Origin of the sequence: Paulownia witches'-broom phytoplasma (assembly GCF_019396865.1) — a bacterium.
Taxonomy (GTDB): Bacteria; Bacillota_I; Bacilli_A; order Acholeplasmatales; family Acholeplasmataceae; genus Phytoplasma; species Phytoplasma asteris.
In genome coordinates, this window is the sequence record NZ_CP066882.1 from 624,091 (window position 1) to 645,625 (window position 21,535).

22 protein-coding genes and 5 pseudogenes are annotated in these 21,535 nt (G+C 25.5%); 9 read left to right on the top strand and 18 right to left on the bottom strand.

Annotation, left to right across the window (positions count from 1 at the left end; all coding sequences use genetic code 11):
• Positions 1 to 223 precede the first annotated feature (223 nt).
• The 4 genes from HGD80_RS03345 to HGD80_RS03360 are packed head-to-tail and all read right to left on the bottom strand — an operon-like array spanning position 224 to position 2,637.
• Positions 224 to 373: a hypothetical protein gene (locus HGD80_RS03345; protein WP_219474458.1), complete on the bottom strand. Its 150-nt coding sequence runs from the start codon at positions 371 to 373 to the stop codon at positions 224 to 226.
• On the bottom strand, positions 370 to 561 hold the full coding sequence (locus HGD80_RS03350) for a glycosyltransferase (RefSeq protein ID WP_219474459.1): 192 nt from the start codon (positions 559 to 561) through the stop codon (positions 370 to 372). Before HGD80_RS03350 ends, HGD80_RS03345 begins: the two co-directional genes overlap by 4 nt.
• The gene (locus HGD80_RS03355; protein WP_219475621.1) at positions 554 to 1,318 is read right to left on the bottom strand and encodes a glycosyltransferase; all 765 of its coding nucleotides are present in this window, start codon (positions 1,316 to 1,318) and stop codon (positions 554 to 556) included. Before HGD80_RS03355 ends, HGD80_RS03350 begins: the two co-directional genes overlap by 8 nt.
• A gap of 2 nt (positions 1,319 to 1,320) precedes the next feature.
• Complete coding sequence (locus tag HGD80_RS03360; protein WP_219474462.1) at positions 1,321 to 2,637, bottom strand: bifunctional folylpolyglutamate synthase/dihydrofolate synthase; 1,317 nt, start codon at positions 2,635 to 2,637, stop codon at positions 1,321 to 1,323.
• A gap of 578 nt (positions 2,638 to 3,215) precedes the next feature.
• Between HGD80_RS03360 and HGD80_RS03365 the strand changes: the two genes are divergently transcribed.
• The 9 genes and pseudogenes from HGD80_RS03365 to HGD80_RS03400 form a co-directional block, all read left to right on the top strand.
• Positions 3,216 to 3,527 (top strand): hypothetical protein, encoded by a 312-nt coding sequence (locus HGD80_RS03365; protein WP_219474463.1) that lies wholly within the window; start codon positions 3,216 to 3,218, stop codon positions 3,525 to 3,527.
• Positions 3,528 to 4,522: 995 nt separating this feature from the next.
• Positions 4,523 to 5,152, top strand: coding sequence for a sigma-70 family RNA polymerase sigma factor (locus HGD80_RS03370; protein WP_219474465.1), 630 nt, complete (start codon positions 4,523 to 4,525; stop codon positions 5,150 to 5,152).
• 223 nt (positions 5,153 to 5,375) lie between these two features.
• On the top strand, positions 5,376 to 5,705 hold the full coding sequence (locus HGD80_RS03375; protein WP_219474468.1) for a single-stranded DNA-binding protein: 330 nt from the start codon (positions 5,376 to 5,378) through the stop codon (positions 5,703 to 5,705).
• Between the two features lie 135 nt (positions 5,706 to 5,840).
• Positions 5,841 to 6,035 (top strand): hypothetical protein, encoded by a 195-nt coding sequence (locus HGD80_RS03380; protein WP_219474470.1) that lies wholly within the window; start codon positions 5,841 to 5,843, stop codon positions 6,033 to 6,035.
• A complete protein-coding gene (locus HGD80_RS03385; RefSeq protein WP_219474473.1) occupies positions 6,010 to 6,162 on the top strand; it encodes a DNA adenine methylase in 153 nt (50 codons plus the stop codon). Before HGD80_RS03380 ends, HGD80_RS03385 begins: the two co-directional genes overlap by 26 nt.
• A 19-nt stretch (positions 6,163 to 6,181) precedes the next feature.
• Positions 6,182 to 6,343 (top strand): hypothetical protein, encoded by a 162-nt coding sequence (locus tag HGD80_RS05145; protein WP_225904322.1) that lies wholly within the window; start codon positions 6,182 to 6,184, stop codon positions 6,341 to 6,343.
• Between the two features lie 47 nt (positions 6,344 to 6,390).
• Positions 6,391 to 6,843, top strand: a complete 453-nt coding sequence (locus HGD80_RS03390) for a DNA adenine methylase (protein WP_264081112.1) — start codon at positions 6,391 to 6,393, stop codon at positions 6,841 to 6,843.
• Between the two features lie 108 nt (positions 6,844 to 6,951).
• Positions 6,952 to 7,242, top strand: a complete 291-nt coding sequence (locus tag HGD80_RS03395) for an HU family DNA-binding protein (RefSeq protein WP_219474476.1) — start codon at positions 6,952 to 6,954, stop codon at positions 7,240 to 7,242.
• A 42-nt stretch (positions 7,243 to 7,284) separates the two neighbouring features.
• A pseudogene (locus HGD80_RS03400) lies at positions 7,285 to 8,458 on the top strand (AAA family ATPase); the annotation flags it as partial.
• 344 nt (positions 8,459 to 8,802) lie between these two features.
• On the opposite strand, the pseudogene HGD80_RS03405 reads toward HGD80_RS03400, so the two are convergent.
• From HGD80_RS03405 to HGD80_RS03460, 14 genes and pseudogenes are all read right to left on the bottom strand, one after another.
• Positions 8,803 to 9,731 (bottom strand): annotated as a pseudogene (locus HGD80_RS03405) (IS3 family transposase).
• Between the two features lie 1,271 nt (positions 9,732 to 11,002).
• Positions 11,003 to 11,413, bottom strand: a complete 411-nt coding sequence (locus HGD80_RS03410; RefSeq protein ID WP_219474479.1) for a hypothetical protein — start codon at positions 11,411 to 11,413, stop codon at positions 11,003 to 11,005.
• Between the two features lie 149 nt (positions 11,414 to 11,562).
• The gene (locus tag HGD80_RS05150; RefSeq protein ID WP_225904323.1) at positions 11,563 to 12,027 is read right to left on the bottom strand and encodes a hypothetical protein; all 465 of its coding nucleotides are present in this window, start codon (positions 12,025 to 12,027) and stop codon (positions 11,563 to 11,565) included.
• Positions 12,027 to 12,371, bottom strand: coding sequence for a hypothetical protein (locus tag HGD80_RS05155; protein ID WP_225904324.1), 345 nt, complete (start codon positions 12,369 to 12,371; stop codon positions 12,027 to 12,029). The genes HGD80_RS05150 and HGD80_RS05155 overlap by 1 nt, the downstream gene beginning before the upstream one ends.
• 58 nt (positions 12,372 to 12,429) lie before the next feature.
• A complete protein-coding gene (locus tag HGD80_RS05160) occupies positions 12,430 to 12,609 on the bottom strand; it encodes a hypothetical protein (protein ID WP_225904325.1) in 180 nt (59 codons plus the stop codon).
• Positions 12,610 to 12,899: 290 nt separating this feature from the next.
• A pseudogene (locus HGD80_RS03420) lies at positions 12,900 to 14,204 on the bottom strand (hypothetical protein).
• 719 nt (positions 14,205 to 14,923) lie between these two features.
• On the bottom strand, positions 14,924 to 15,211 hold the full coding sequence (locus HGD80_RS03425; RefSeq protein WP_219474480.1) for a hypothetical protein: 288 nt from the start codon (positions 15,209 to 15,211) through the stop codon (positions 14,924 to 14,926).
• An 85-nt stretch (positions 15,212 to 15,296) separates the two neighbouring features.
• On the bottom strand, positions 15,297 to 15,662 hold the full coding sequence (locus HGD80_RS03430) for a Panacea domain-containing protein (protein ID WP_225904326.1): 366 nt from the start codon (positions 15,660 to 15,662) through the stop codon (positions 15,297 to 15,299).
• 466 nt (positions 15,663 to 16,128) lie between these two features.
• Positions 16,129 to 16,614 carry an SVM family protein gene (locus HGD80_RS03435; protein WP_219474483.1) on the bottom strand — a complete coding sequence of 162 codons (486 nt, stop codon included), beginning with the start codon at positions 16,612 to 16,614 and terminating at the stop codon, positions 16,129 to 16,131.
• A gap of 23 nt (positions 16,615 to 16,637) precedes the next feature.
• Positions 16,638 to 17,433, bottom strand: a pseudogene (locus HGD80_RS03440) (hypothetical protein).
• A 90-nt stretch (positions 17,434 to 17,523) separates the two neighbouring features.
• A pseudogene (locus HGD80_RS03445) lies at positions 17,524 to 19,137 on the bottom strand (DNA double-strand break repair protein Rad50).
• A 2-nt stretch (positions 19,138 to 19,139) separates the two neighbouring features.
• Entirely contained in the window at positions 19,140 to 20,291 is a 1,152-nt protein-coding gene (locus HGD80_RS03450) for an AAA family ATPase (RefSeq protein WP_225904457.1), read from the bottom strand.
• Between the two features lie 170 nt (positions 20,292 to 20,461).
• Complete coding sequence (locus HGD80_RS03455) at positions 20,462 to 21,073, bottom strand: hypothetical protein (protein WP_219474488.1); 612 nt, start codon at positions 21,071 to 21,073, stop codon at positions 20,462 to 20,464.
• Positions 21,074 to 21,077: 4 nt separating this feature from the next.
• Entirely contained in the window at positions 21,078 to 21,383 is a 306-nt protein-coding gene (locus tag HGD80_RS03460; RefSeq protein WP_219474490.1) for a hypothetical protein, read from the bottom strand.
• Between the last annotated feature and the right edge of the window lie 152 nt (positions 21,384 to 21,535).

A 21,535-nucleotide genomic window follows, 5' to 3' on the forward strand; every position in this document is an offset into this window, starting at 1 on the left:
AACTAAAAAGTTGAAATAATTAGGGAATAAGGAAAAATAATAAAAAGGGTAAAAATAATTAATTATGGTTATTTTTTCTTTATTAGTTTTTATCGCTTCTTTATAAATTTGGATCATTTTAGAAGCAAAACTTGTTTGATCATAATTAAGTATTGAGTTTTTGGCATTCATAGACATTGTTTTAGTTTTTTATTATCATTGTATAAAAGACTTAAATAATTGATTAATTCTTCTTTTTGATGATAAAAAAGCCATTATTTCCATTATCAATTAAACCATATAATGCTTGATCGTGTCTAGCTAACAAAACCAAAGAAGATGCCATCGCTTCTACAAAAGTTAAACCTTGAGTCTCAAATAAAGAAGCACTCAAAAACAATTTCCCAATTGATAATAAATTCCTAAATTATCATAAGGAAAAAGTCCCAAAAACAAAACATTATTTTCGATTTGTAATTGTTTTACTTGTTTTTTGAGAGCTTTTTTTTCAGGACCATCGCCAACAATCACAAATTTATTTTGAGGATGATTTTGACAAAAAGAATCAAAAGCACTAATCAAATAAGAAATGTCTTTTTTCAGGCGACAACCTACCTACATAAAGACAAACAAAATCATTTACTAAATTAAATTTAACTTTTAAAGCTTGAATTTCTTCTAAAGGGTGGTTTTGGGAATAAAATTGTTCTAAATTGATTCCTGTAGGAACAACATTATATTTTCCTTTGATATTATAATCTTTTTCTAATAAAGTTAAAATTTTATGAGTAGGAACAATTGTAGAATGTGTTTTGAAAATAAAATTATTTAAAGCTTTTCTATTAGCTAATATAAAAAATAATTTAAATATTTTTATTCCAATATTTTTGCTTTTATTAAAAAAATATTCGTGCATGGTGTTCATAGTATAAACGGATGGTATATTTAATTTTTGAGAAGCATAAATACCTAATTTACCCATAGGAAATTCAGTATGAATATGGATAATATCTAAATTAAGATCTTTTACAAGAGATAAATATTTTTTGAACCTCAATACGACACGATGACCTTCAATACCTTTAAAAGGTATTGGTATTCCTTTAATTCTTATTATTGAAGCATCTTTTTCTTCATAATTCTTAGGTCCTTGAGGAGTAATTATATAAACTTTATGTCCTAATTTTTCTAAACTATCTTTATGAGATTTAACAGAGATAGGAATACCTCCAATAATTGGTAAGTATGTATCAGTAAAAAACCTATTTTCATTTTGACTCCTCTTTAAGTTTTTTAAAGTTGTATAAATTAAATTTGATGTTTTTAAAATATTAAAAATATTTAAATATCAAAAAAATGAATTACTTCTGAGGCAAAATATAGAGAGCCTATAATTAACAATAAATCTTTACAATTTTGAGTTTGGTTTTGTTGTAAAAAATCCTTCAATTTATCTTGCCAATCAAAAACTTTTGTAATTCTTTGTGGAGCAATAAACAAATATTTTTGTACTAATTCAATACTATTTTGATGATTAAAAGTTGTTAAATAAATGTGGGCTTTGGGAATTTTTAATAATTGGTACAACATAGAAATTACATTTTTGTTTTCCAAAGCAGAAAATAAAATAGAAATGCGGTAGTTACTAAATTGTTTGATTGTTGTTTGGACTAATTTTCTTATGGCATGCACATTGTGAGCACCATCTAAAATAATTAAAGGATTTGAATTTAGTTTTTGCATTCTGGCTGGAATTTGAATTTTGCTAATGCCTGTAAAAACATTTTGTTCTAAGAAAGGAAATTTTTTCAGCTGACAAAATAAATAATAAAGTTTGATTGCCATTGCAGCATTTTCAGGTTGATATTTTCCTATTAAAGGAGTTTTGATGGCTTTTATTGTGATTTGTTTTGTTTTAAAATTAAAACATTCTTGCCAAGTTTGCATTCCTAAATAAGTTATGTTGTAATCTTTTTTGAATTTATAAATGGGAGTTTTGTTTTTGATGGCTTGTTGTTCAATAACTAACAAAGCTTTTGGAGAAATATTTCCTGTAACTAAGGGAATTTTGGGTTTAATAATTCCTGCTTTTTGAAAAGCAATTTCTTTAAGAGTTTTTCCTAAAATATGTTCGTGATCTTTGCCAATGGTAGTAATTCCAGTTAAGATGGGATAAATAACATTGGTACTGTCTAAAAGACCTCCCAAACCTACTTCAATTACACAAACATCAACTTTTTTATGATAAAAATAATCAAAAGCAATAGCGGTGATAATTTCAAACGGAGTAATGCTAAATAAAGCAGAATTGGGGCTTGCTTGGTCTACTAACTTTTTAATTTTACGAACCCAAATTATTAAATCATTACAAGAAATAGTCTCGCCATTAATTTTAATTCTTTCATTGTAATTTTGAATATGAGGAGAAATAAAAGTTCCTACTTTGGAACAACTTTGTTGCAATAAAGAACTTAAATAATTAACAGTTGAACCTTTGCCATTAGTACCTGCAATATGAATCATAGCTAATTTTTTTTCAGGATGATGTAATAATTTTAACAAAGCCAAAACACGCAAAAGTCCTAAACGCATGCCTAAAATTTCTCTTTTTTCAATCCACAAAATAGCTTCTTTTATGCTAGTTATTTCAGTAATCATTTTTATTTTCCGTTTGTCTGCATTTATTTATATTTAGGATTTCTTTGATATTATTAAATTTTTTAAATTACTAAATGTTTGATAGAATGTATTTGTTTAAGGTGTTTTTTAAATTGTTTTGTTTTTTTGAATTTTTAATATCTATTGTAAATTTGTTTTTATTAGTTTTTTATTAACTTATTTTGAACTACATAATAAATTAAAATTGTAAATACAAGTTTATTATACCACAAAAAATATTGCAAAAATAAGATTCAAAGGCAAAATAAGGATAAATTATTACTTAGTAAAATAAAGTAAGCAAAAAAAATAAATATTAATTTGACTAAATAAATAAAATAGTTAGAGTCAATAAAAATCATATTTTAAAAAAAGAAACTTTCAAAAATATAAAAATGTTATAATATTACTGTTATACTTTTAAATAATTTTTTAAAAACAACATTATACTAACAAGAAATAAAAAAATTATTAAAAATAAAAAAGGATTAAAAAAATAAGTAAAAGTTTTTCTAAATTAATCAAATATTATTTATCTAAAAATTAAAAAACAATATTATAAAGGATTTTTTATGTTTATGTATAAAAATAATTTAGATACAAATACAAACAGAAAAGCAAAAAATGTTTTTTCAAAAAAGTTTTTAGTTTATGTGCCTTTAATTATTTCTTGTATCACTTCTCTTTTGGCTATTGATACAATTTCATATGATAAAAATAAAAGAAATTTTTTTACTTTAGGTTTATTCACAAGACAAAACACATTATCGGTGAATATCTTTTTACCCTTATCTTTAAATAATAAATTTAAAAAATCAAAATATTACCTTTATTTAAGTTTTGTTTGTTTGATTAATTGTTTAATAGTGATGTTTTTTTTGTTTAATTGAAACAAAAACAGGTACTTTGCAAATTAATTATTTTTTTGAACACAAAATTTTATCTTTGATGTTTATATTTTATTATTTTTTACGAAACAAAAGCATAATAAAATTAAAAAAAAAATTATGTAGGAATAATATATCCTTTGATTTATTTTTTAATGATGTTTATACTTATAAAAATTGATAATGAAAAGTTAAATCCTTATTCGAGAGAAATAACAAAATATGAAATTAACGAGTTTATGTTATTGTTTTATTTATGCTTTTCTAACTTCTATAATGATATTAATAATTAGTTTCTATACAATTATTTTAAAAAATAAAATCATCAAAAATAATGATATTGTAGTTATCAAAAAATATAAAAGGTGGTTTTATTTTTTAAGTATTTTGGTTCTTTCTTTTTTTTGTTTTCTTTAATTTTATAAAATAATTTATTTTTATTATTTTTTTATATCGTTTTTTTAATTTTTAATAAATTATCATTATAAAATCCAATATTATAAATAACAAAAATAACAGGAGTTTAAATTATTAAAAATGGAAAAACAAACTTTACAAAGAAACAATTTAGAAAAAAAGAAACAAATAGTAAAAATAAATATCTTAAAAAATATATATTATGGTTTTTATTTATTGTTTTAATTCAACACATAACTTGGTTTGGTTCTTTATATATAATTGAAAAGAATAAAAATGATTTTTTAAAACAATTATTCGAATTAAAGAAGATGGTAATGAAGAAACTAATAATTATTGGGTAAAAATATTAAATTTAAATATTAATGGAAGCAGTGGATTCCTTAGTTGGGAATTTTCTAAATATTTTATTTATATTTATATCATAAGCTGGTGGTGGTGGTGAGGTGTTCCAAAAGTTTAGACACTTTTTGCTTTTTAAAAATTCTTTAAGAATAACTATTAAGTTAGTCTTTTTTTTCTAAGACTAAAAAAAAATAATTTCTTATCTTTTCTAAAAAACGTTTTTAGAAAGGGATTAAATGTTAAGAGAAGAATTATTTAAAGATTTTTTAAAAAATAAAAAGAATTTAACAATTCGTTATCAACTAATCGATTTACATTTGCCATTAGTAAATAAATTAGTTAAGCAATTTAAATATTATCCGCGTATCCTTCAAAAAGAGGATTTATACCAAGAAGGGGTTTTAGGATTGATCAAGGCTTTAGATAATTATGTAGATTTAGGTTATGACTTTATCGCTTATGCTACTACAACCATCAAATCGGAAATCAGAAAAATAATAAGAAAAAACCATTCTCCTTCAATCCCACAAAAAAATCATAAAAAGGATAATCTTTCTTTTCAAGAAGAGTTTTTCGAACCATATCAAATAAATAAACTAAATCCTCATCAATTATGGTTAAAACAAGTTAAGCATGAAAACTTTTTAAAAAAAATGAAAGCTAAATTAAGTGAAAACGAATTTCAAATTATCCATTTAAGTTTTAGTGTTCCTTTAGGAAATATCAACGAAAATTATCAAACTAGTTATTCGAATGAAGAAATAGCCCAAAAACTCCATTTATCTTTAAAACAAGTAGAAAATATTAAAAACATCGCTATCAAAAAATTAAAAAAAACAAAAAACGTTAACCTTTCTCGTCTGTAATGACGTTAAACTAGTTATTTGAAACAATAAAAAAATAAAAACCAGATTACTTTCAAAGTAATCTTTTTTTATATCAAAATCAAGCATAAAACTTTTGAAACAACAGTAATAAATGATTCCAACATCAATCAATCAAATTAGTCGTTCAATACATTCGTTTTCAAAAATTTTATCTATGAATAAATAAAAAGAATATATATCAAAAAGAAGGAAAAATAAAATTATGTTAAATAAAGTTCAATTAATCGGCCGTATAAGCCATGATTTAGAAAAACAATATATCAATTCAAACAACGAACAAATAGCTAAAATCGATTTTCAATTAGTGGTTAATAACAAAGAGATAACCCAATTCATCCCCTGTGTCGCTTTTCGAAAACAAGCTGACAACATGAAGAAATATTTACATAAAGGTTCAAAAATTTATCTTGAAGGAGGTTTATCTATCCAAAAATACACGAATAATGAAGGACAAACTAAAACTAACACTAAAGTTATTCTTCAAAACGTGATCTTTTTAGATAATAAACCTCAAGAAACTTTACCTTTTTAAAACAATCAATTCATAAAAATCAATAATAATCAAATAAACTTAATCATTTAACCCCTTTTCAAAAGGGGTTTTTTATTTGAAAAAACAACAAATTGGTAAGGATACCAAAAGAAATAAAAAAATAAAGGAGACAAAATGAAAAAAAGATATCCTATTTTATTAACCATTTCCTATTTATTTTTCATCATCAGTAATATCATGGTTTTATTTTTCAATTTGGAATTAGGATTAAAATTTAACGCTACAATTACCATCTTTTCTGATATTTTCTTTTTATTTTATTTATGGAATAAGGAGAAGAAAGATGAAAATCAATTGGATTGGATGTAAGAAAAAACTTTTACCACAAATTATTGCTCATTTACCTTCTAAATTTAAAACCTATTACGAACCTTTTTTTAGGAAGTGGGGTTCTTTATTTTTATTTACAACCATCAAAAGCGATTTTAAACGATAATGATAACCAATTAATCACTATGTGGAAACAAAGTCTCCAAAATACCCATCATTTTGTTAACAAGGTCAAAGCCATAGAAAATTATATTTACCAATATCAAAACCAAAAGAACCAAAAACAAACTTTTAAGCATTTATTAAACCAATATAATCAAAATGCCAAAAAAAAAGAAAAAAATTAACCAGGTCAGCTATCTTTTATGTTTTAAATAAATACGCTTTTCGTGGTATTACTCGTTATGATAAGCAAAGTAATTTAAAAACAAATTTAGGTTATAAACCCAAACAAAAAACTCTAATCATCAATTTAAAGGAATTGATCGCCTTCCAACATCAATTCCAAAAGAAAAAACATGTTTTATATTGCATGGATTTTCGTAAAGTTATCGCCAATAGTCAACAAGGCGATTTTCTTTTTATCGATCCACCATATTATTATGAAGGGATTAAAGTTAAAGATTTTTACCAAAAACCATTTTCTTTTACTGATCATCAACAATTAGCCTTAGAATTACACCAAGCAACCAAAAGGGGTGTCAAATGGTTATATACCAATTACGAAACAACCCCAATTATTAATTTATTTTCAAAATATAACATCATTAAAATAAAAACAACAACTAGCCATCATCTCACCAATAAAAACATCAATCAAGAAATCATTATTAAAAATTATGAGTAGAATTAAAATTTTCACTATCGTTTCACATCATTAAATTTTAAGCGAAACTCTATTTTAATTTAAATAACATTAATTTTCAAAAAAAATCAAAAAAGGAGTCAAATCATTATGACAAAAAAAGAATTAATTAAAAAAATCGCTGAGGTAAATAAAACCTCAATTTCTAAAACAGAAGATTTTTATAACTCATTTGAGAATACTCTAATCAAAGCAATCATATCAAATGAAGAAGTGTCTTTATCCTCTAAAATTGGCAAATTCAAATTAAAATCAAGAAAAGCCTACATTGGCATAAATCCTAAAACAAAGAAAAAACTAAAAATTCCTGCCAAAACCGTAGTAACTTTCAAACTTTCTAAAACCATCAAAGACCAAGCGAAAACTTTAATTTTAAAATAACCCAATTATTTTCTTTTAAAAACCTAAGAAAGGAGGTTATTCATGAAATTAAATAAAAAAAAATATCTGAGTTTGATCGGATTATTAAGTTTAGGTTTCTTGATTTTATTAATCTTTGGTATCACTCATTCTCGTTCAACAACTAAAACTCCATCATTAACTAAACAACCCTCATAAACAAACCCACAAGAGATCGACCACCAAATCAAGTTAGAACAAGCTAAAATCAAAGAATTACAACAAAAAGATCAAACCTTAAAAACCCAAATTGATGAAAATGTTAAAACTTTAACCGACATTATTACTAAAATCAAAACTCTCCAAACCGAATTAACTAATAATCCGCAATTAACTCCAATCATTAAAACCCAAAAACAACAACAATTAACCGAACTAAAACCCCAACAACAAACCCAACAAACCTTAGTCGATAATTTATTAGAACAAAGAAACCAAAATCAAAAAGAAAAACAAGAAGAATTAGAAAAATTAGCACAAGAAAAAGCCCAACACCAAACCCAAGAAAACCTCCAGCAACAAATTTTTCAATTAAATCAAGCCCTTAATTATGTGGAAGTTAATCCAAAAAAGAATTGAAGAATTAAAAACTAAAAAAGAATATCAAAAAAATCAAACCGAATTAAAAAATTTCAAGGATTTTCAACTTTTCTTAACTGATAAAAAATTAGCTTTTGAAAAACAAAAGAAAAATTTAACTATCCAATTAAATCATTTAAAAGAAAATAAACCGCTTCCTCATACTAAAAAGAAAGTGACATTCAAAGACGTTTGCGGTATGGAAACAGAAAAAGAAGAATTAGAAGATTTATTGACTTATTTTCGCACCAACCAATCCTTAATTAACTTCGATCAAGTCCGCCCCAAAGGTTATTTACTTTATGGTCCGCCAGGAACAGGGAAAACCTTTTTAATCAAAGCCCTTTGTGGTGAGGCTAACGTTCACTTTATTAATTTAATTCCTGCCAAATTCCGACAAAAATATATCGGAGAAGGGGGGGGGGAAGAAGTGGAGAAAGTGTGGCAAGAAGCCGAAAGTCATGATAAAACCATCATCTTTATTGATGAAATTGAAGGTTTAGAAAATCGTAATGATTCCAACATTTCTTCAGGAGGAGTCAATGTGATTAATACTTTATTAGATAAATTAGATGGTTTTAATAGTAGTAATAAAAAAATTGTCTTAATGGGAGCAACTGAACTGTTCCGTTTTTTTAGACACTTTTTTATTTCAAAATTACTCTTTAAGATTTAAAATTAAATAGATAATTTCTTATCTTTTCAAACTAACAAATAATTTCATTAAACTTAAAAAGTGTCTAATGTTTTTTCATAATTTGCTAGTTTCAAAAGATATTTTTTTTAAATATTTTATCCCTACACTATATATATAGGCCGAAAAAAAGAAAAAGTTGCTATAAAAACGACATGGGTTTCATTTTTTTTACACAATAATGCGGAGTTTTTGATTTTTATAGAAAAAAATGTACAACAAAACAACCTTTTTCCAAAGGTTATAAGTTTATATATTATTAACAAATATTATCTATTTTGCAAATACTGTAAGGGAGATAAATTGTTTAATTTAGTTAATAACCATTTATTATTCCAAAAAGAAGGAAATTGATTGATAATTTTTTTGATTTTAGTTGAGGTTTTTTGGAATAAAAAAGGATGTTGGTTGGATAAAATACTTTTCATCTGGCCAAAAAGATTTTCAATGACAGCGTTATCACGTGGGGTTGCTTTACGAGACATGCTAATTAAAACCCTTTTTTTAGTTAAAACTTTTTGTACTTTTAGAGATTGATAAACTTTACCTTGGTCAGAATGAATAATAAAAGGGGGTTTTAAAGCAGGATTTTTTTTGATTGTATTTAAAATTAATTCTTTATTTTGTCGGTTTGAAGTGTGGGAGGCAATTTATTAAAAGAATCAATAATACACGAAAAATAAATAAATCCTTGGGGAGTGGGAAAATAAGTAATATCGGTAAATAGTTTTTTCATGGGTTGGGAGGTAGTAAAGTTTTGATTAATTAAATTTGGGACTACTTTGAGGTTAGATTCTAAATTTTTATAATAATATTTATTTTTTTTAGGCCTTAACTTGCAACAAATATTATTTTCTTTCATGATAAGATAAACTTTTTTCTTAGTAATAAATTCATTAAAAATTTCTTGGTATAAATCAGTAATTTTACGATGACCGTAAAAATATTCATGTTGTAAACATAAAGTTTGAATACGTTGTTGTTGCAAAAAATGTTTTGTTTCTTTTAATTTTAACTTTTTTTCAATTTTTAGCCAATAATAAGTACTTCGATTAATACGAATTGTTTTTAAAATGGTAGTTAAATTTAGGTCTTTTGCAAATTGTTTAACCAATTGAAAAACTATTTTTTTATTAATAGTTTGAATGTGAGAAACCATATTTTGTAATAATTTTATTTTTTTCTTTAATTTTTGCATTATTAACACCAATTATCTTAATATTTTTTTATCAATTCCAAAAATAATTATAACTAAAAAATGCATTAAAAGTTACAAATTAAAATATATTTATTAAATTATTATATAATGTTATTAGTATTCCAAGACGAGCGTAGCGAACTAGGCGGCCAGCCGAGGATACAATTAATATATTACACCCCCCTATAAAGTCCCCTTTGGGGATTTAGGGGGGTATTTTAATTTGACCGTTAAATTTAAAAATTTGACGGGCACTTGGTTAGATAATATAATAATTTAAACATTATAAATCATGATATAATATAATAAATTTATTATTTATAATTAAATATAAAAACCTATTAAAAACCTATCAAGGGTTTTTATATTTAATTATTATCATTAATATTATTATATTTAATATTAAATATAATAATATTAATGATACATCTTTCTTATTAGGTTAACCCGAATTAAGTATTATTTATCACAACCCAATTCAAAAAAGCCTTGTAGGGCTTTTTGAATTGGTGTTTAGGTTTACCCACGGGTTTAACCTAATAAGAAGTATGTACAATATATATATAGGCCGAAAAAATGAAAAAGTTGCATATAAAACGACATGGATTAAATTTTTTTACGTAATAATGCGGAGTTTTTAATTTTGGGGTAGTTGTGCCATATAATAACAGGGTTAAAGGCAAAATGCTCAACATAAACACTAGCGAAAATGATGACAGAAGAGATAAAAAATGGAAAAAAATGAAAAAAATATCCCCCCCTCAAATGAGGGGGTCTAAATTAGATTAAAAAAATGATTCGTTTTAATTTATGTCAAAATTGTAAAAAATAAAAGTAAGTGTTTACCTAGGTTTTTAAGAGGTCAATTTGAGGCTAAATTGAATTTAAGTGGGGTCTAAATTAAAACTAGTAAAAAATTACCCTAATTGGATTTAAATCAAAGCGAGAGGGGCAAAATAATGCGTTTAAGAGGCATTCCTGATTTGGGGGGTATTTTTCATTTTAAAATTAGTTAATTGAAGTTAAAATTATGAGTTGTTTTTAATTGTTAATTTTTATTTTATTTTTTTCTCCATTCCTAAACTCATTTCCGTTTTGTTAACTGCATATATTATAACATTTTTATGCAATTAATAAAAAAAATATTTATTAATTTTTTTCTTCTGGGATAGTATTCAATTTTAATATTTTTTTGTCTTTTGTTGTTTTGTTTGATATGGTTGGATTTAGGTATAAAAAAGACCAAATTAAAAAAAATGGCCTTGAAAAGATTATATATTAATTTTATTTAATTTTTCTATCCAAATGTTAGCATGCCTTTGAAAATCTTCTAAAATAACTATTTCATTTTTTTCTTCTAAATGTTTGGTTAAATTATAATCATATTTATAACCAGTACCAGTAGCTGTTTTTCTACCTCCACCTCTAAGATGTAGTTTTTTAAAATTAATTTCGTTATAAAACATTCCTTTTAAAAAAATTTTATTTGGAGCGATATCTAAAAAAACTAACAAATCATAATTGTTAGTTTTATGAATTCCTTCATGTTGAAATTTATTATTAACATCCAAAGTTGAGGTTTTTAATTCAATGCGATAATTTTCTAATTTTATATCCCAATCTTTATTTTTATCTTTGTCATTAAAAGATCGAAAACCATTTTGTTTAAAAGCATTAACCAAAAATCTTTGACCAAAACTAACTCTAGCATCAATAGAAATAAGTTTTAATTTATAATAAATATCTTTTTCATTAAATTTGGGTGGTTTTTTTAAATTATTGATAGTTTCTTGATAAACAGAATTAAAAAAAAATAGAAATAAGATTTTTATTATGCATTATCGTCCTTTTCATCGCTAAAACCAGCATCAATTAAAACTTTAATTATTAAACTTTTACGTAAATTTAAAGCACTATTAGTAGATAAAAAAGCTGTTTTAGTCCAATCATTATTTTGAAAAATTTTTTTAATTTTAGTGATGTTTTTTAAAATTTTAATTCCATATCCTCTTTTGTTGGGGAGTTCGTCAAAAGAATTATAAACTTTCATTCCTTTAAAACAAGTACTTGGTAAATAAATATCACATAAATTCAACATTTTTTTATTTCTGGTACTGGATGGAGTGCCGCCATCTGATAAAGAATAAACTTTGATAAAATTATTAGCTGTTTTGATGAGTGGCGGTTTAAATAAATTGATATTAATTTTGGTCCAAATTTGAAAAACTGTTGATACTTTAACTTTCTTACCACTTGGATATTCAAATGATGACAAAGGTAATTTTTGAGAATACATTAATTTATAACCAGTAACTCTTTTTTTGGTGTTCCTTTCCCATCTGATTCAAATAAAGGCGGCAAAATAAACGCTACAATATCAGCAAATTGATATGAATGATTAATAAACCTTAAAGCCAAATTACCTCTTAACCCAAATGGTGGATTACCCAAAACAATATTTTTTGTTTTATTTTCAGGAATAAAATCTAAATAATTTTTAATAATGTAATTTTTATTAATATGAGGGTTAATTTCAACACCTATTATTTTAGTTGGCGGCAACAAATTATAAAAACTTCCATTGCCAGCTGAAGGTTCGATAAAATTATATTCATCGAAATTTATTTTTAATTCTAACATTTTACTTTTTAAAATTTCAAAACAATTTAAAGCAATTTTATGAGTAGTATAAAATTCATCAAATTTTCTTTCTTTTTTTTAAACAATTATTTTGAAATTTTACTATATCGATATGTGGATATTCAATTTCAAGTTGATTAATTATTTTTTTTAAGTCTGTATCGTAATTTTTAGGAATAGATTGTTGTTTTACCCAACGTTTGATAGTACCTTTATGGACTTGGAAATAATTTAACATAAAATCTATTCCTTTGATTTTTTTTGATACTTAAAAATGCATCAAAAGAAGTCATATTTTTCATTTTTTTTTACCCTTCTTTCTTCTTAAATATTGTATCATAGTTTGTTTCAATTTTAACTTATAACCCCTTTTTTATTTATCCCTCAGTTGGTGTGATTTCATAGAGGGAGTTTAGTTTAGAAATAATTTAATTTTTGCATCATTAACACCAATTATCTTAATATTTTTTTGATTTTAACAAAAAAGCCCCAAAATGAAAAAAAGACCTTCATTATAAGGTCTTAATATCAATTAATATTTATTTCTTGAGGTTTTTTGAGTGGCGGAGTGGTGTCATAAAAATTAGAAAAAGTATTGTTTGGGCCAACACAGTTAATCCCATTAACGTACCAATCATCTATGAAAAATCCTGGATCATAATGATATTGACAGCTTTCCCCTTCTTGATTATAAATGCCCCTTGATGAACGACCAAATTTATCTCTTATTTCTACAGATGAATAAGAAATGCCAGGTTTAATGTAACATTGGTTTAACCAATTAACATATTCAGAACTATAATAATTGAAAATACGCAATTTTGGTTCTTCATCTTTACAAGAAATAATAAATTTTTCCTTTTCGGTTTTAAAAATATTTTTAAGTTGGTGAATTTCACACGATAGAGTCTGTTTTCTATTTGGAGTTATTAACAATGCCTTTTTTACGCTACCAGTTTGGTGTATAAATTCACCTTCATAATCAAATAAATTATTATCTCTTTTCCATGTTCGAATGGCTTGGTAAGGATCAATAGCATCAGGTAATTCGATGCTTTTAATTCTTTTTTGAGTATTGAAAGAAAAAAGATAGATATTTTTGGCGCCATTGGAGAGTTTCAATAAATCTGCAATGGTGGAAGTTAGTTGGGGGAGGAGGCGAATTCCATCATCGAAATAAATAGCCTCAACTTCCAAAAAATTAAATCCACCTAAAGGGAAAGGAACAACCAAACCAGTGTTAGGAGTGGGGTTATAACAACCTAATTTAATTAGTTTGGGTTTTTGGATGATTTTCTGTTGGATTAAGTAATTATTAATCACTTCTTCTTTACTTTGGTCAACAAAGATATTGACCCTGATTAATTCCATATTGACCTTTTCTTCCTGAGTTTTTTGTTGAGCATCCCAAAATACGAAAGCTTCTTCGATAGCGATTTCTTATTTTAAAAGGTCATCTAAGGTGTATTCATCGTCACCATCGGGATATTCAATTTTAAAAGGGTTTTGCCTGGCTTTGAAGTAGACACCCAATAGTCCTGAAGGAGGATCTTTTAGGTCCCAACAGAAGTAACCTTTGGCATAAGGATTGTAGGCAGGATTTTCCAAACCACGATTAAAAATTTCAATGTTGAAATATTTTAGGATTTCAGGGATACTTTCTTTGGATAAAACAGGAATGTCATATCTTTTCATTTTGGGTTGGGTCGCTAACCATTCTTGTTGGAGGGTTTGGTAATCTGCTAATTTAATTTTGGTTTCGTTTTGATTATGAAAAAAAGAAGAATGAGCATTGATGGAAAGGACAAAATTGAAATTAATAATTAATAACATAATTATTAATTTTTTAGATACAGGGAATTTTAATTACTTTAGACATTATTTAATAACCTCCTAATTCTTTTTTAATTATTCTTGCCTGACAAATGGTAAAAAGGTATAAAAAAAGACTCTTGTTTAAAGAAGTCTTGTTATTTGGATAAGTAAGTATGGTTAAATAAAAAACCCTTTCCAAAAGGGTTTTTTATAAATAAGATAATTTTTATGTTGATAATATTTTTAGTTATTTTTATCAGTAAAAATCCTAAACTTATCAAAAAAAAGAATGATAAAAAATGTAATTTATTTTTTACTTGCATCATTTTAACTTATAACTCCTTATTTGTTAAGTTTTTTTCTTGTTTTTTGTGTTTTCTTCAATGTTTTCTTCAATTTTTTTCTTGTTTGGTTTTTGATATTTGGCGTAATCCACATTATAAAAAAAATCATAAATTCCAATATGAATAAAAAAATCTATTTCAGGAAAACGCGTCGGTCTTGTTTTTATTACCCAATCATTATTCTGATATTTTGTTATTGTTTCATGAATTTTATATTCGGAGTTTTCTTTTTCTATAAAGGTTTCGATTATTTTAAAAATTTTATTAGAATCAAAAACATTTTTTAAAACAAAAAAAGCAATGAAATTTTATTATCTTTGTCTGTCGTATTATAAAGTAATTGTCGATATTTTTTTTCGATTTTGTTTACTAATGTTTGATTTTCTTCTTTTTTTAGAACGGTGCATTCCACAACATATTTTTTTTTGAGTCATCAAAATGTATTACGATATCCGCTTTGCCATGCTTGTTTTGTGTCTCACAAGATACCTGATTCCGAAAAATAGAAGGATAACTGTTTAAATTAAGGGAAATGGTATCTCTATAAATAGCTTCCATCTCTCGTTCTTTTCCTTGCGCGTTATTACTTTTTTGTAAATTTTTACTTCTAGAAATGTTAACGCAAATACTGTTAATCGTTTGAATAATTTCATCAAAATCTTTCAAGTTTAATTTTTTCAAAACCGTTTTCGCTCCTTGAAATTGTTAAATTATTTTATTTTTAAAAAAAATCTTTTAAAAATGAAGGACTAATAATATTGTTTTTTCATTTTCGGCGAGGATTGTATGCATTTTTCCAAGGACTTTCTTCATGCGTCATAACGCTTAAATCGTATGATGATATCTTGACGTATTTATCGATTACTTTATAAATAATGTTTTTTGTTTCTTCGTTTAATTCGGTTTCGGATGCTTCGAAAAAAACATAATTATTAGTTATTGGGCGGTCGACAAATTCGAGAAATTTTCCATAAACATGTGGAATAACTGGTCCAAACAACCAAGCTTCTATTGGCTCATTAAATAATGGTTTATCGTATTTAGCAACATAATATCCTTGGATATAATATAACAATTTATTTATTTTCATATTAGAAACTTTATATTCTTGTGTATCAACATGATTAATCAAACAATTAACTACATTAAAGACATTTATTTCATTATTCTTTTCTATTTTTAATTTTCTCCTTTTTTTATAATTATATCATAGCCTGTTGGAATTTGTGATTTAAATTGTTTGATTATTTTTTTTAAGTCTTGTTTATTCATTTTAATTTTTCCTTTCTTTTTTAATTTTTTGTTTAATTTGGTTATTTTTGGGTATAAAAAAAAGACTCTCACAAAGAGAGTCTATTAAAATTTAATTGTATTTTGAATTTTATATTAATGCAGTGGTATAATTTTTTTTAATTAAAATATTGGAATTTAAAACGTTTTAAAAATACAATTTTTGTTTATATCAAATAACATCTTTAAAACCCCATTATGGGTTAAAATAATGCGTTTTAGGGGTATTTAGAGAGTTTTATTTAATTGTTATTTTTTTTATTTATTCTTCTAATTGCTTTTTTTTGCAAAATTATTATTTATAATATTTATTTAATTGAAAAAAATTGTTTATCTAAGTCATGGAATTTAACGCGTTTTTCTTCTTCTTGTTTTAATAAATCTTGTGGATTTTGTCTTATGTTTATTGAGGTTATAATTTTTTTTCTAATTTCTTTTAATTCATAAATTAATTTTCCTTGTTGTTCTGTAATTTGAATTAACGAACCTAGTTTCATGGATAATGAAAATAATTTTTGATAGGATTCTGGATTTATATTTTTATTCATATTTTGAATGTTTAAAACTACATTTTTCCATGTTCCAGCGAGTTGCCAATTTCGTTCATTAATAAAAACTGATTGCGTTTCTAAAAAAAAATCACAAGAATTATTTAAAATGTAATTATTATTTTGCGATGAAGAACTATTATCATCCATCGCCATGACTTGATGATTATCAGTAATTAAAAATATTCCTAAAAAAACGAATAAAACTATTTTAAATAAGTATAATTGTTTTTTTAATTTAAACATTAATTTATAACTCCTTTAATTTTTTATCCCTCAGTTGGTGTGATTTCATAGAGGGAGTTGAGGGATTTTAAGATTGAATTTATATATACTGTTTCTACATCTTCATATCTTTTTTCTAAAATTCTTTTGTAGTTTTGAGCTCTAGATAACATATCTTGATAATATTCTTGGTCTGTTTGTAAGTTCTTGATTTGAACTTTTATTTCGCCAATTTTACCAACTATTTCTAAAGTTTCATCTTGAAGTTTTCCAATTTCAGCTTCATTCCCTTTTCTATTAATTTTTAATCTATTAAGTTCTTGATTTTTTTCATCTAGTAATTTTTGTAGTTCTTGTTTTTGTGGTTTTAAATTTTCTATTTGAGGTTGAATAGAATTTAAGTGAGATTGGTGTTCGTCACATGTTTTTTGTTCTTTGCTAATGGCATCTTTTTCTTCTTTTAATAAATTCAATGATAATTGCCAACTATTTTTAATTTCTTCAATTTTTTCTTGTTCTCTTGCTGATAGATCTGATGGTAATTTAGAAGTGTCAGTAGGTTCGGTAAAAAGATAAGTTTTAATTTGTTCTAAATGAGCAGCAGTGGTTTTAATTTTTATTTGGGGGGGTCGTCCGCAGAACGTTTCATTCTTGAAGGGCTTGGTGGGGTTTCTTTTTCTAAGGAATTTTTTTCTGGAGTTTGTCCTAAAGGAGATAAAGATTTTTTTTGTTTTGATAATCATTAAATCCTTGGTGAATGCCTATGATAATTGCTATTCCAAAAAGTAAAATGATAATAATAGTTACTAAATGTTTTTGAAAAAAGTTGGATTGTTTCATAACTTATTTACCTTTCCTGATAATAGTGATAAAAATATATTGCTTATCACTATTATACAATTTTATTAATAAAATAATTAGCTAAAATAATTATTTATTTGTAATCATAACCATTTCAGGTATTTTACCAACTCGTCTAGCTTGAATGCGTTGTTGAGCGCGAGCATAACTTGGATTTTTTTGTTTTAATTGGTCTTTTGCAATGTTTAATTCTTCATCTTTGTTACTTAAATCGTTTTCTAAATTTGTTTTTTCTCGGTATAGTTTGTCAGTGTCAGAAACTGCATCTCGTTGTTTTTTTAATTCTCGGATGGTATTTTTATATTCGTTAATGACTGATTTTTCTTCTGCTTCTATTCCTCTAACTATTTTTATAGATTCACCGAATTCTTTAGTTAAATTATCTTCATTTTGTTGGAGTTTATAACCACCTAAATTATTTTCGGAATCTTTGTAGTCAGCGTCGAGTTTGGCTAAATCGCGGTCAATATCTTTAGTATACATTTCTAAAGCTTCTTTGGTAATCATTTTTGGATGTTCTTTGTTTTCATTAGCTACTTCATTATATATGTGCCATAAACGGTGGCCTTCGTGAAGAACTAAAGTAGTTTTTGACATACCTTGGGCGAACTTACGTGTAAAAGTAGCTGTTTTGCCTATAATTTTCATACCATATTTAGCAGGAATTAAGTCAGTAACTTTATCAAAAGCTTTAAAACCCCATCTGACAATATTTCCCAGTGATGCTTCATTTTCTTTTTCATAAGTTAGCATGCGGTCATACATTTCTTTATATTTTTCTTTTAGGCTTTATATAATTCTTGTTCGGCTCTAATTTCTTCAAGTTTTTCATTTACTTTATCAATTTCTTTTTGGATTTTAGCACGGCGTTCTTCAACTGATTGGATTTCTTTAAATAATTTTTTATCTCCTTCAGTTAAATCTTCATATCTTTCTTCTAAAATTCTTTTGTAGTTTTCAGCGCTAGATAACATATCTTGATAATATTCTTGGTCTGTTTGTAAGTTCTTGATTTGAACTTTTATTTCGCCAATTTTACCAACTATTTCTAAAGTTTCATCTTGAAGTTTTCCAATTTCAGCTTGTAATCTAGTTTTATCATCAGGAGAAGCTAAATTTTGTTCTTCTTGTTTTTGTTTAATTTCTTTTTCTTTGGCTTCTTTTTCTTTTTCTAATTGAATTAATTTCCCTTTTAAGATAGTAATATTTTCGGTATTTTTATCTAAATTTTCTTTTATTTCTTTAATTTTTGTTTTATTGTTATCCAATACCTCTTTGATTTTATCTTTGGATTCTTGGGTTATTTTTTTTTTGTTCGTAAAGTTCTTTTAATTCCGCTTCACATTTTTCCAATTCCTTTTCCCAATCTTTTTTTAAACCACGATAATTATTAATGGTTTCATCGTATTTTTTAATTGCTTCACCAATTTTGCCAATTAATTGACCTGTATATTTAGATGATGGTTCAGTTTTATGAAAGAAAGATAAGTAAAGAAAACTGAATAGGGTAAGAATAGTTAAAAAGTAAATTAAATAACTTTTTAGGGTTGTAGTTTTTTGTTTGTGAGAAAATTTATTTTTGATGAAACAAAAAAGGCCAAAAACAGTGGTAGCAATCAAAAACCACGTTAAATAAGATTTTAAGTTAATAAAACCTTTCAGAACGTATAATGGTGATATCATATTTATTCACCTCCTTTCGGTTTTAATTGATTTTCAATTTGGTCTAATAAAGTAGTATCTGGTGAAATAATCAATTGATAAGCCTGTTTTAAGTCTTCTTTGTTGATTTCACTTCTTTTGTTCTCATCTTTACCACGGTTTTCGGCAAAAATACTAACAGTTGTTTTTAACAAGTTTTCTAAGGTACGATTAGCTTTTAAATATTCTTTATCTGAAGGTATTTTTTCTAAAGATTCGTTAATGACTTCAAATAAATACTGTTTCGCTTCTTCACTGTAAGGATTTTTTCTTTTCTTAATTAAGAATTCTAGCATTTGTTGTCGTTCGGCTTTATTTCCTGGTTTTACTTCGATATTGTACGTAAAACGTGATTTAATTGCTTCATCAATTTTGGTGAAATGATTTGTTGCCCCGATGATGAAAATTGGTTTTTCAGGGTTACTATCCATGGAAGTCATTTCTGTTTTGAATTGGTTTACAACATTCGCGATTTCTGAACCTGCTTCTAACATACTTAAATCAGTGAAAATAGTTTCACATTCATCTAAAAAGATGATAGCACCATTAGATTTTTCTGCAACAATTCTTGCATCAGTGAATAAATCTTTTACCATTTTCGGCGCTACCCCTTTATACTTTTGGGAAAACAAGGAACTATTAACTTCAAAGAATGGTAAATTAGTTTCTTTGGCAAGCGCTCGTGCTAAAGTTGTTTTACCTGTACCAGGACACCCATACATTAAAATCCCTAGGGGTGATTCAACTTGTCCAATACCTTGGTAGTTTTCAGGTTTATTTAAATAATTAATAAATCCTTGAACTGCTTTTAATTCTTCTTTAAACCCAATTAATTTGTAAAAACCAATAAATTTTTGGGGGTCGGAAGGTTCAAAAATAACTTCTTCTTTTTGGAGGTTTGTGTTAGGAGGAAGATTATTATCGTCTAATAAAGTTTGTTTTTTATCTTTGGCTTCTTGGGTTATTTTTTCCTCAGTGGAGGTTAAAGTTTGTTTTTTATCTTTTGGTCGTTCTTGTTGTTGTTTAAGTAACTCTTCGTGTTGGTTTATTTTTTCCTCAGTGGTGGTTAAAGTTTGGTGATGAATCCAGACATAAGTTGCTAACCAAAATAAAAGAAACAAAATGATTATTGTAATGAGATTAAAAATAGAAAATGGTTCAGGTTTTCTTGGGGATTGTGTTTTTTTGAGAGTTGAAACAACCTTTGATTGAGGTTGTTTCTTTTTGGTGATTATTGTAGCCATAGTAGCTCCTTTCTTAATTAAAAGACTAAGGTGTTTTTACTTAGTCTTTTAATTTATTTTGATTAAGCTGTTTGCGTTATTTTTTGTTGGATTGTTTGTGAGCCGCCGCCAAAAGATTTGCCTTGGGAATCAACTAATTCATAATCCAAAATCACATCTAAAGTAGGTTTGGCTGCGTCAATAATTTCACGTTGTTCGATACCAAATTTTATTTTTAATTTTCCGTTGCCGTCAGCATCTAGTACCATTTGAGGACGTTTTGCGTCATCATATTCGTTGTTATTAATTTTTAAACTTGTATTAAAAATTTCTGCTGGATTATTAAAAGTATTCTTAGTATTGTAGGTAAGTTTTGTTTTTAAATATAAAGGAGTTGTGATCTCCATCCCGTTTGATTTGAAAGTAGCTTCATGGTCGACTGTAATTAAATAGCTATATTTTACTTGATTGAAGTTTGGAATAGGAAGTGGTAAAAGAGTTTTATTATCATTGTTTCCGTCTGTTTTTTCAACAGTGAAACAAGGGAAATTATTCTTATCGAAAAGTTTTATATTTTCTTTTTTTTGTTTGGCGTAGTAATTTGCTACTGCTAAAACTGATGAAATTGTAAAAAATAAGCATATAAAGATTGTTAAAGTTGTGATGATTGTCTTTTTCTTTGTATTTTGAATCATAATATTATTTGCCTCCTAAATTTTTAAATAAATTAATAAAATTATTTATTCCTGACGTTAACCAAGGAATTTGATTTTCGTAATAAATAACGTTTAAGCGTAAAAGAACATATAAAATAATCATTAAACAAGCAACGAAATGTAAAAATAATAATAACTTGTTTGATTTAAAAACATCTTCTTTAATTGGTGTTGAATATTTAGTTTGAAACGAAGTTGTTTTAGTGTTTTCTTGGATGGATTTTGTTTTCAATTTTGGTATTTCTTTAGATTTTTTGGTTTTTATAGCTTTTTTTTGGATTTTTCTCATTTTAAATTAAATTTCCTTTCTTTTGTTTTTTTTCTTCTGTTTTTTCTAAATTATCTATAATTTAGTTAATTTTTTTATCTATTTTATTAAATTTTTCTTTTAATTTCTTGTTTTAATTCATCTACTTTCTTTTAAAGAATGAATTATTATTA

What these genes read in the sequence shown, in the direction of transcription:
- HGD80_RS05155 (WP_225904324.1), bottom strand. Translation starts at nt 12,371, where the DNA reads ATGTTAGAATTAAAAATAAATTTCGATGAATATAATTTTATCGAACCT.
- HGD80_RS03455 (WP_219474488.1), bottom strand. Translation starts at nt 21,073, where the DNA reads ATGATTCAAAATACAAAGAAAAAGACAATCATCACAACTTTAACAATC.
- HGD80_RS03360 (WP_219474462.1), bottom strand. Translation starts at nt 2,637, where the DNA reads ATGATTACTGAAATAACTAGCATAAAAGAAGCTATTTTGTGGATTGAA.
- HGD80_RS05160 (WP_225904325.1), bottom strand. Translation starts at nt 12,609, where the DNA reads ATGTTAAATTATTTCCAAGTCCATAAAGGTACTATCAAACGTTGGGTA.
- HGD80_RS03365 (WP_219474463.1), top strand. Translation starts at nt 3,216, where the DNA reads ATGTATAAAAATAATTTAGATACAAATACAAACAGAAAAGCAAAAAAT.
- HGD80_RS03395 (WP_219474476.1), top strand. Translation starts at nt 6,952, where the DNA reads ATGACAAAAAAAGAATTAATTAAAAAAATCGCTGAGGTAAATAAAACC.
- HGD80_RS05145 (WP_225904322.1), top strand. Translation starts at nt 6,182, where the DNA reads ATGTGGAAACAAAGTCTCCAAAATACCCATCATTTTGTTAACAAGGTC.
- HGD80_RS03460 (WP_219474490.1), bottom strand. Translation starts at nt 21,383, where the DNA reads ATGAGAAAAATCCAAAAAAAAGCTATAAAAACCAAAAAATCTAAAGAA.
- HGD80_RS03370 (WP_219474465.1), top strand. Translation starts at nt 4,523, where the DNA reads ATGTTAAGAGAAGAATTATTTAAAGATTTTTTAAAAAATAAAAAGAAT.
- HGD80_RS05150 (WP_225904323.1), bottom strand. Translation starts at nt 12,027, where the DNA reads ATGTATTCTCAAAAATTACCTTTGTCATCATTTGAATATCCAAGTGGT.
- HGD80_RS03375 (WP_219474468.1), top strand. Translation starts at nt 5,376, where the DNA reads ATGTTAAATAAAGTTCAATTAATCGGCCGTATAAGCCATGATTTAGAA.
- HGD80_RS03380 (WP_219474470.1), top strand. Translation starts at nt 5,841, where the DNA reads ATGAAAAAAAGATATCCTATTTTATTAACCATTTCCTATTTATTTTTC.
- HGD80_RS03385 (WP_219474473.1), top strand. Translation starts at nt 6,010, where the DNA reads ATGAAAATCAATTGGATTGGATGTAAGAAAAAACTTTTACCACAAATT.
- HGD80_RS03435 (WP_219474483.1), bottom strand. Translation starts at nt 16,614, where the DNA reads ATGTTTAAATTAAAAAAACAATTATACTTATTTAAAATAGTTTTATTC.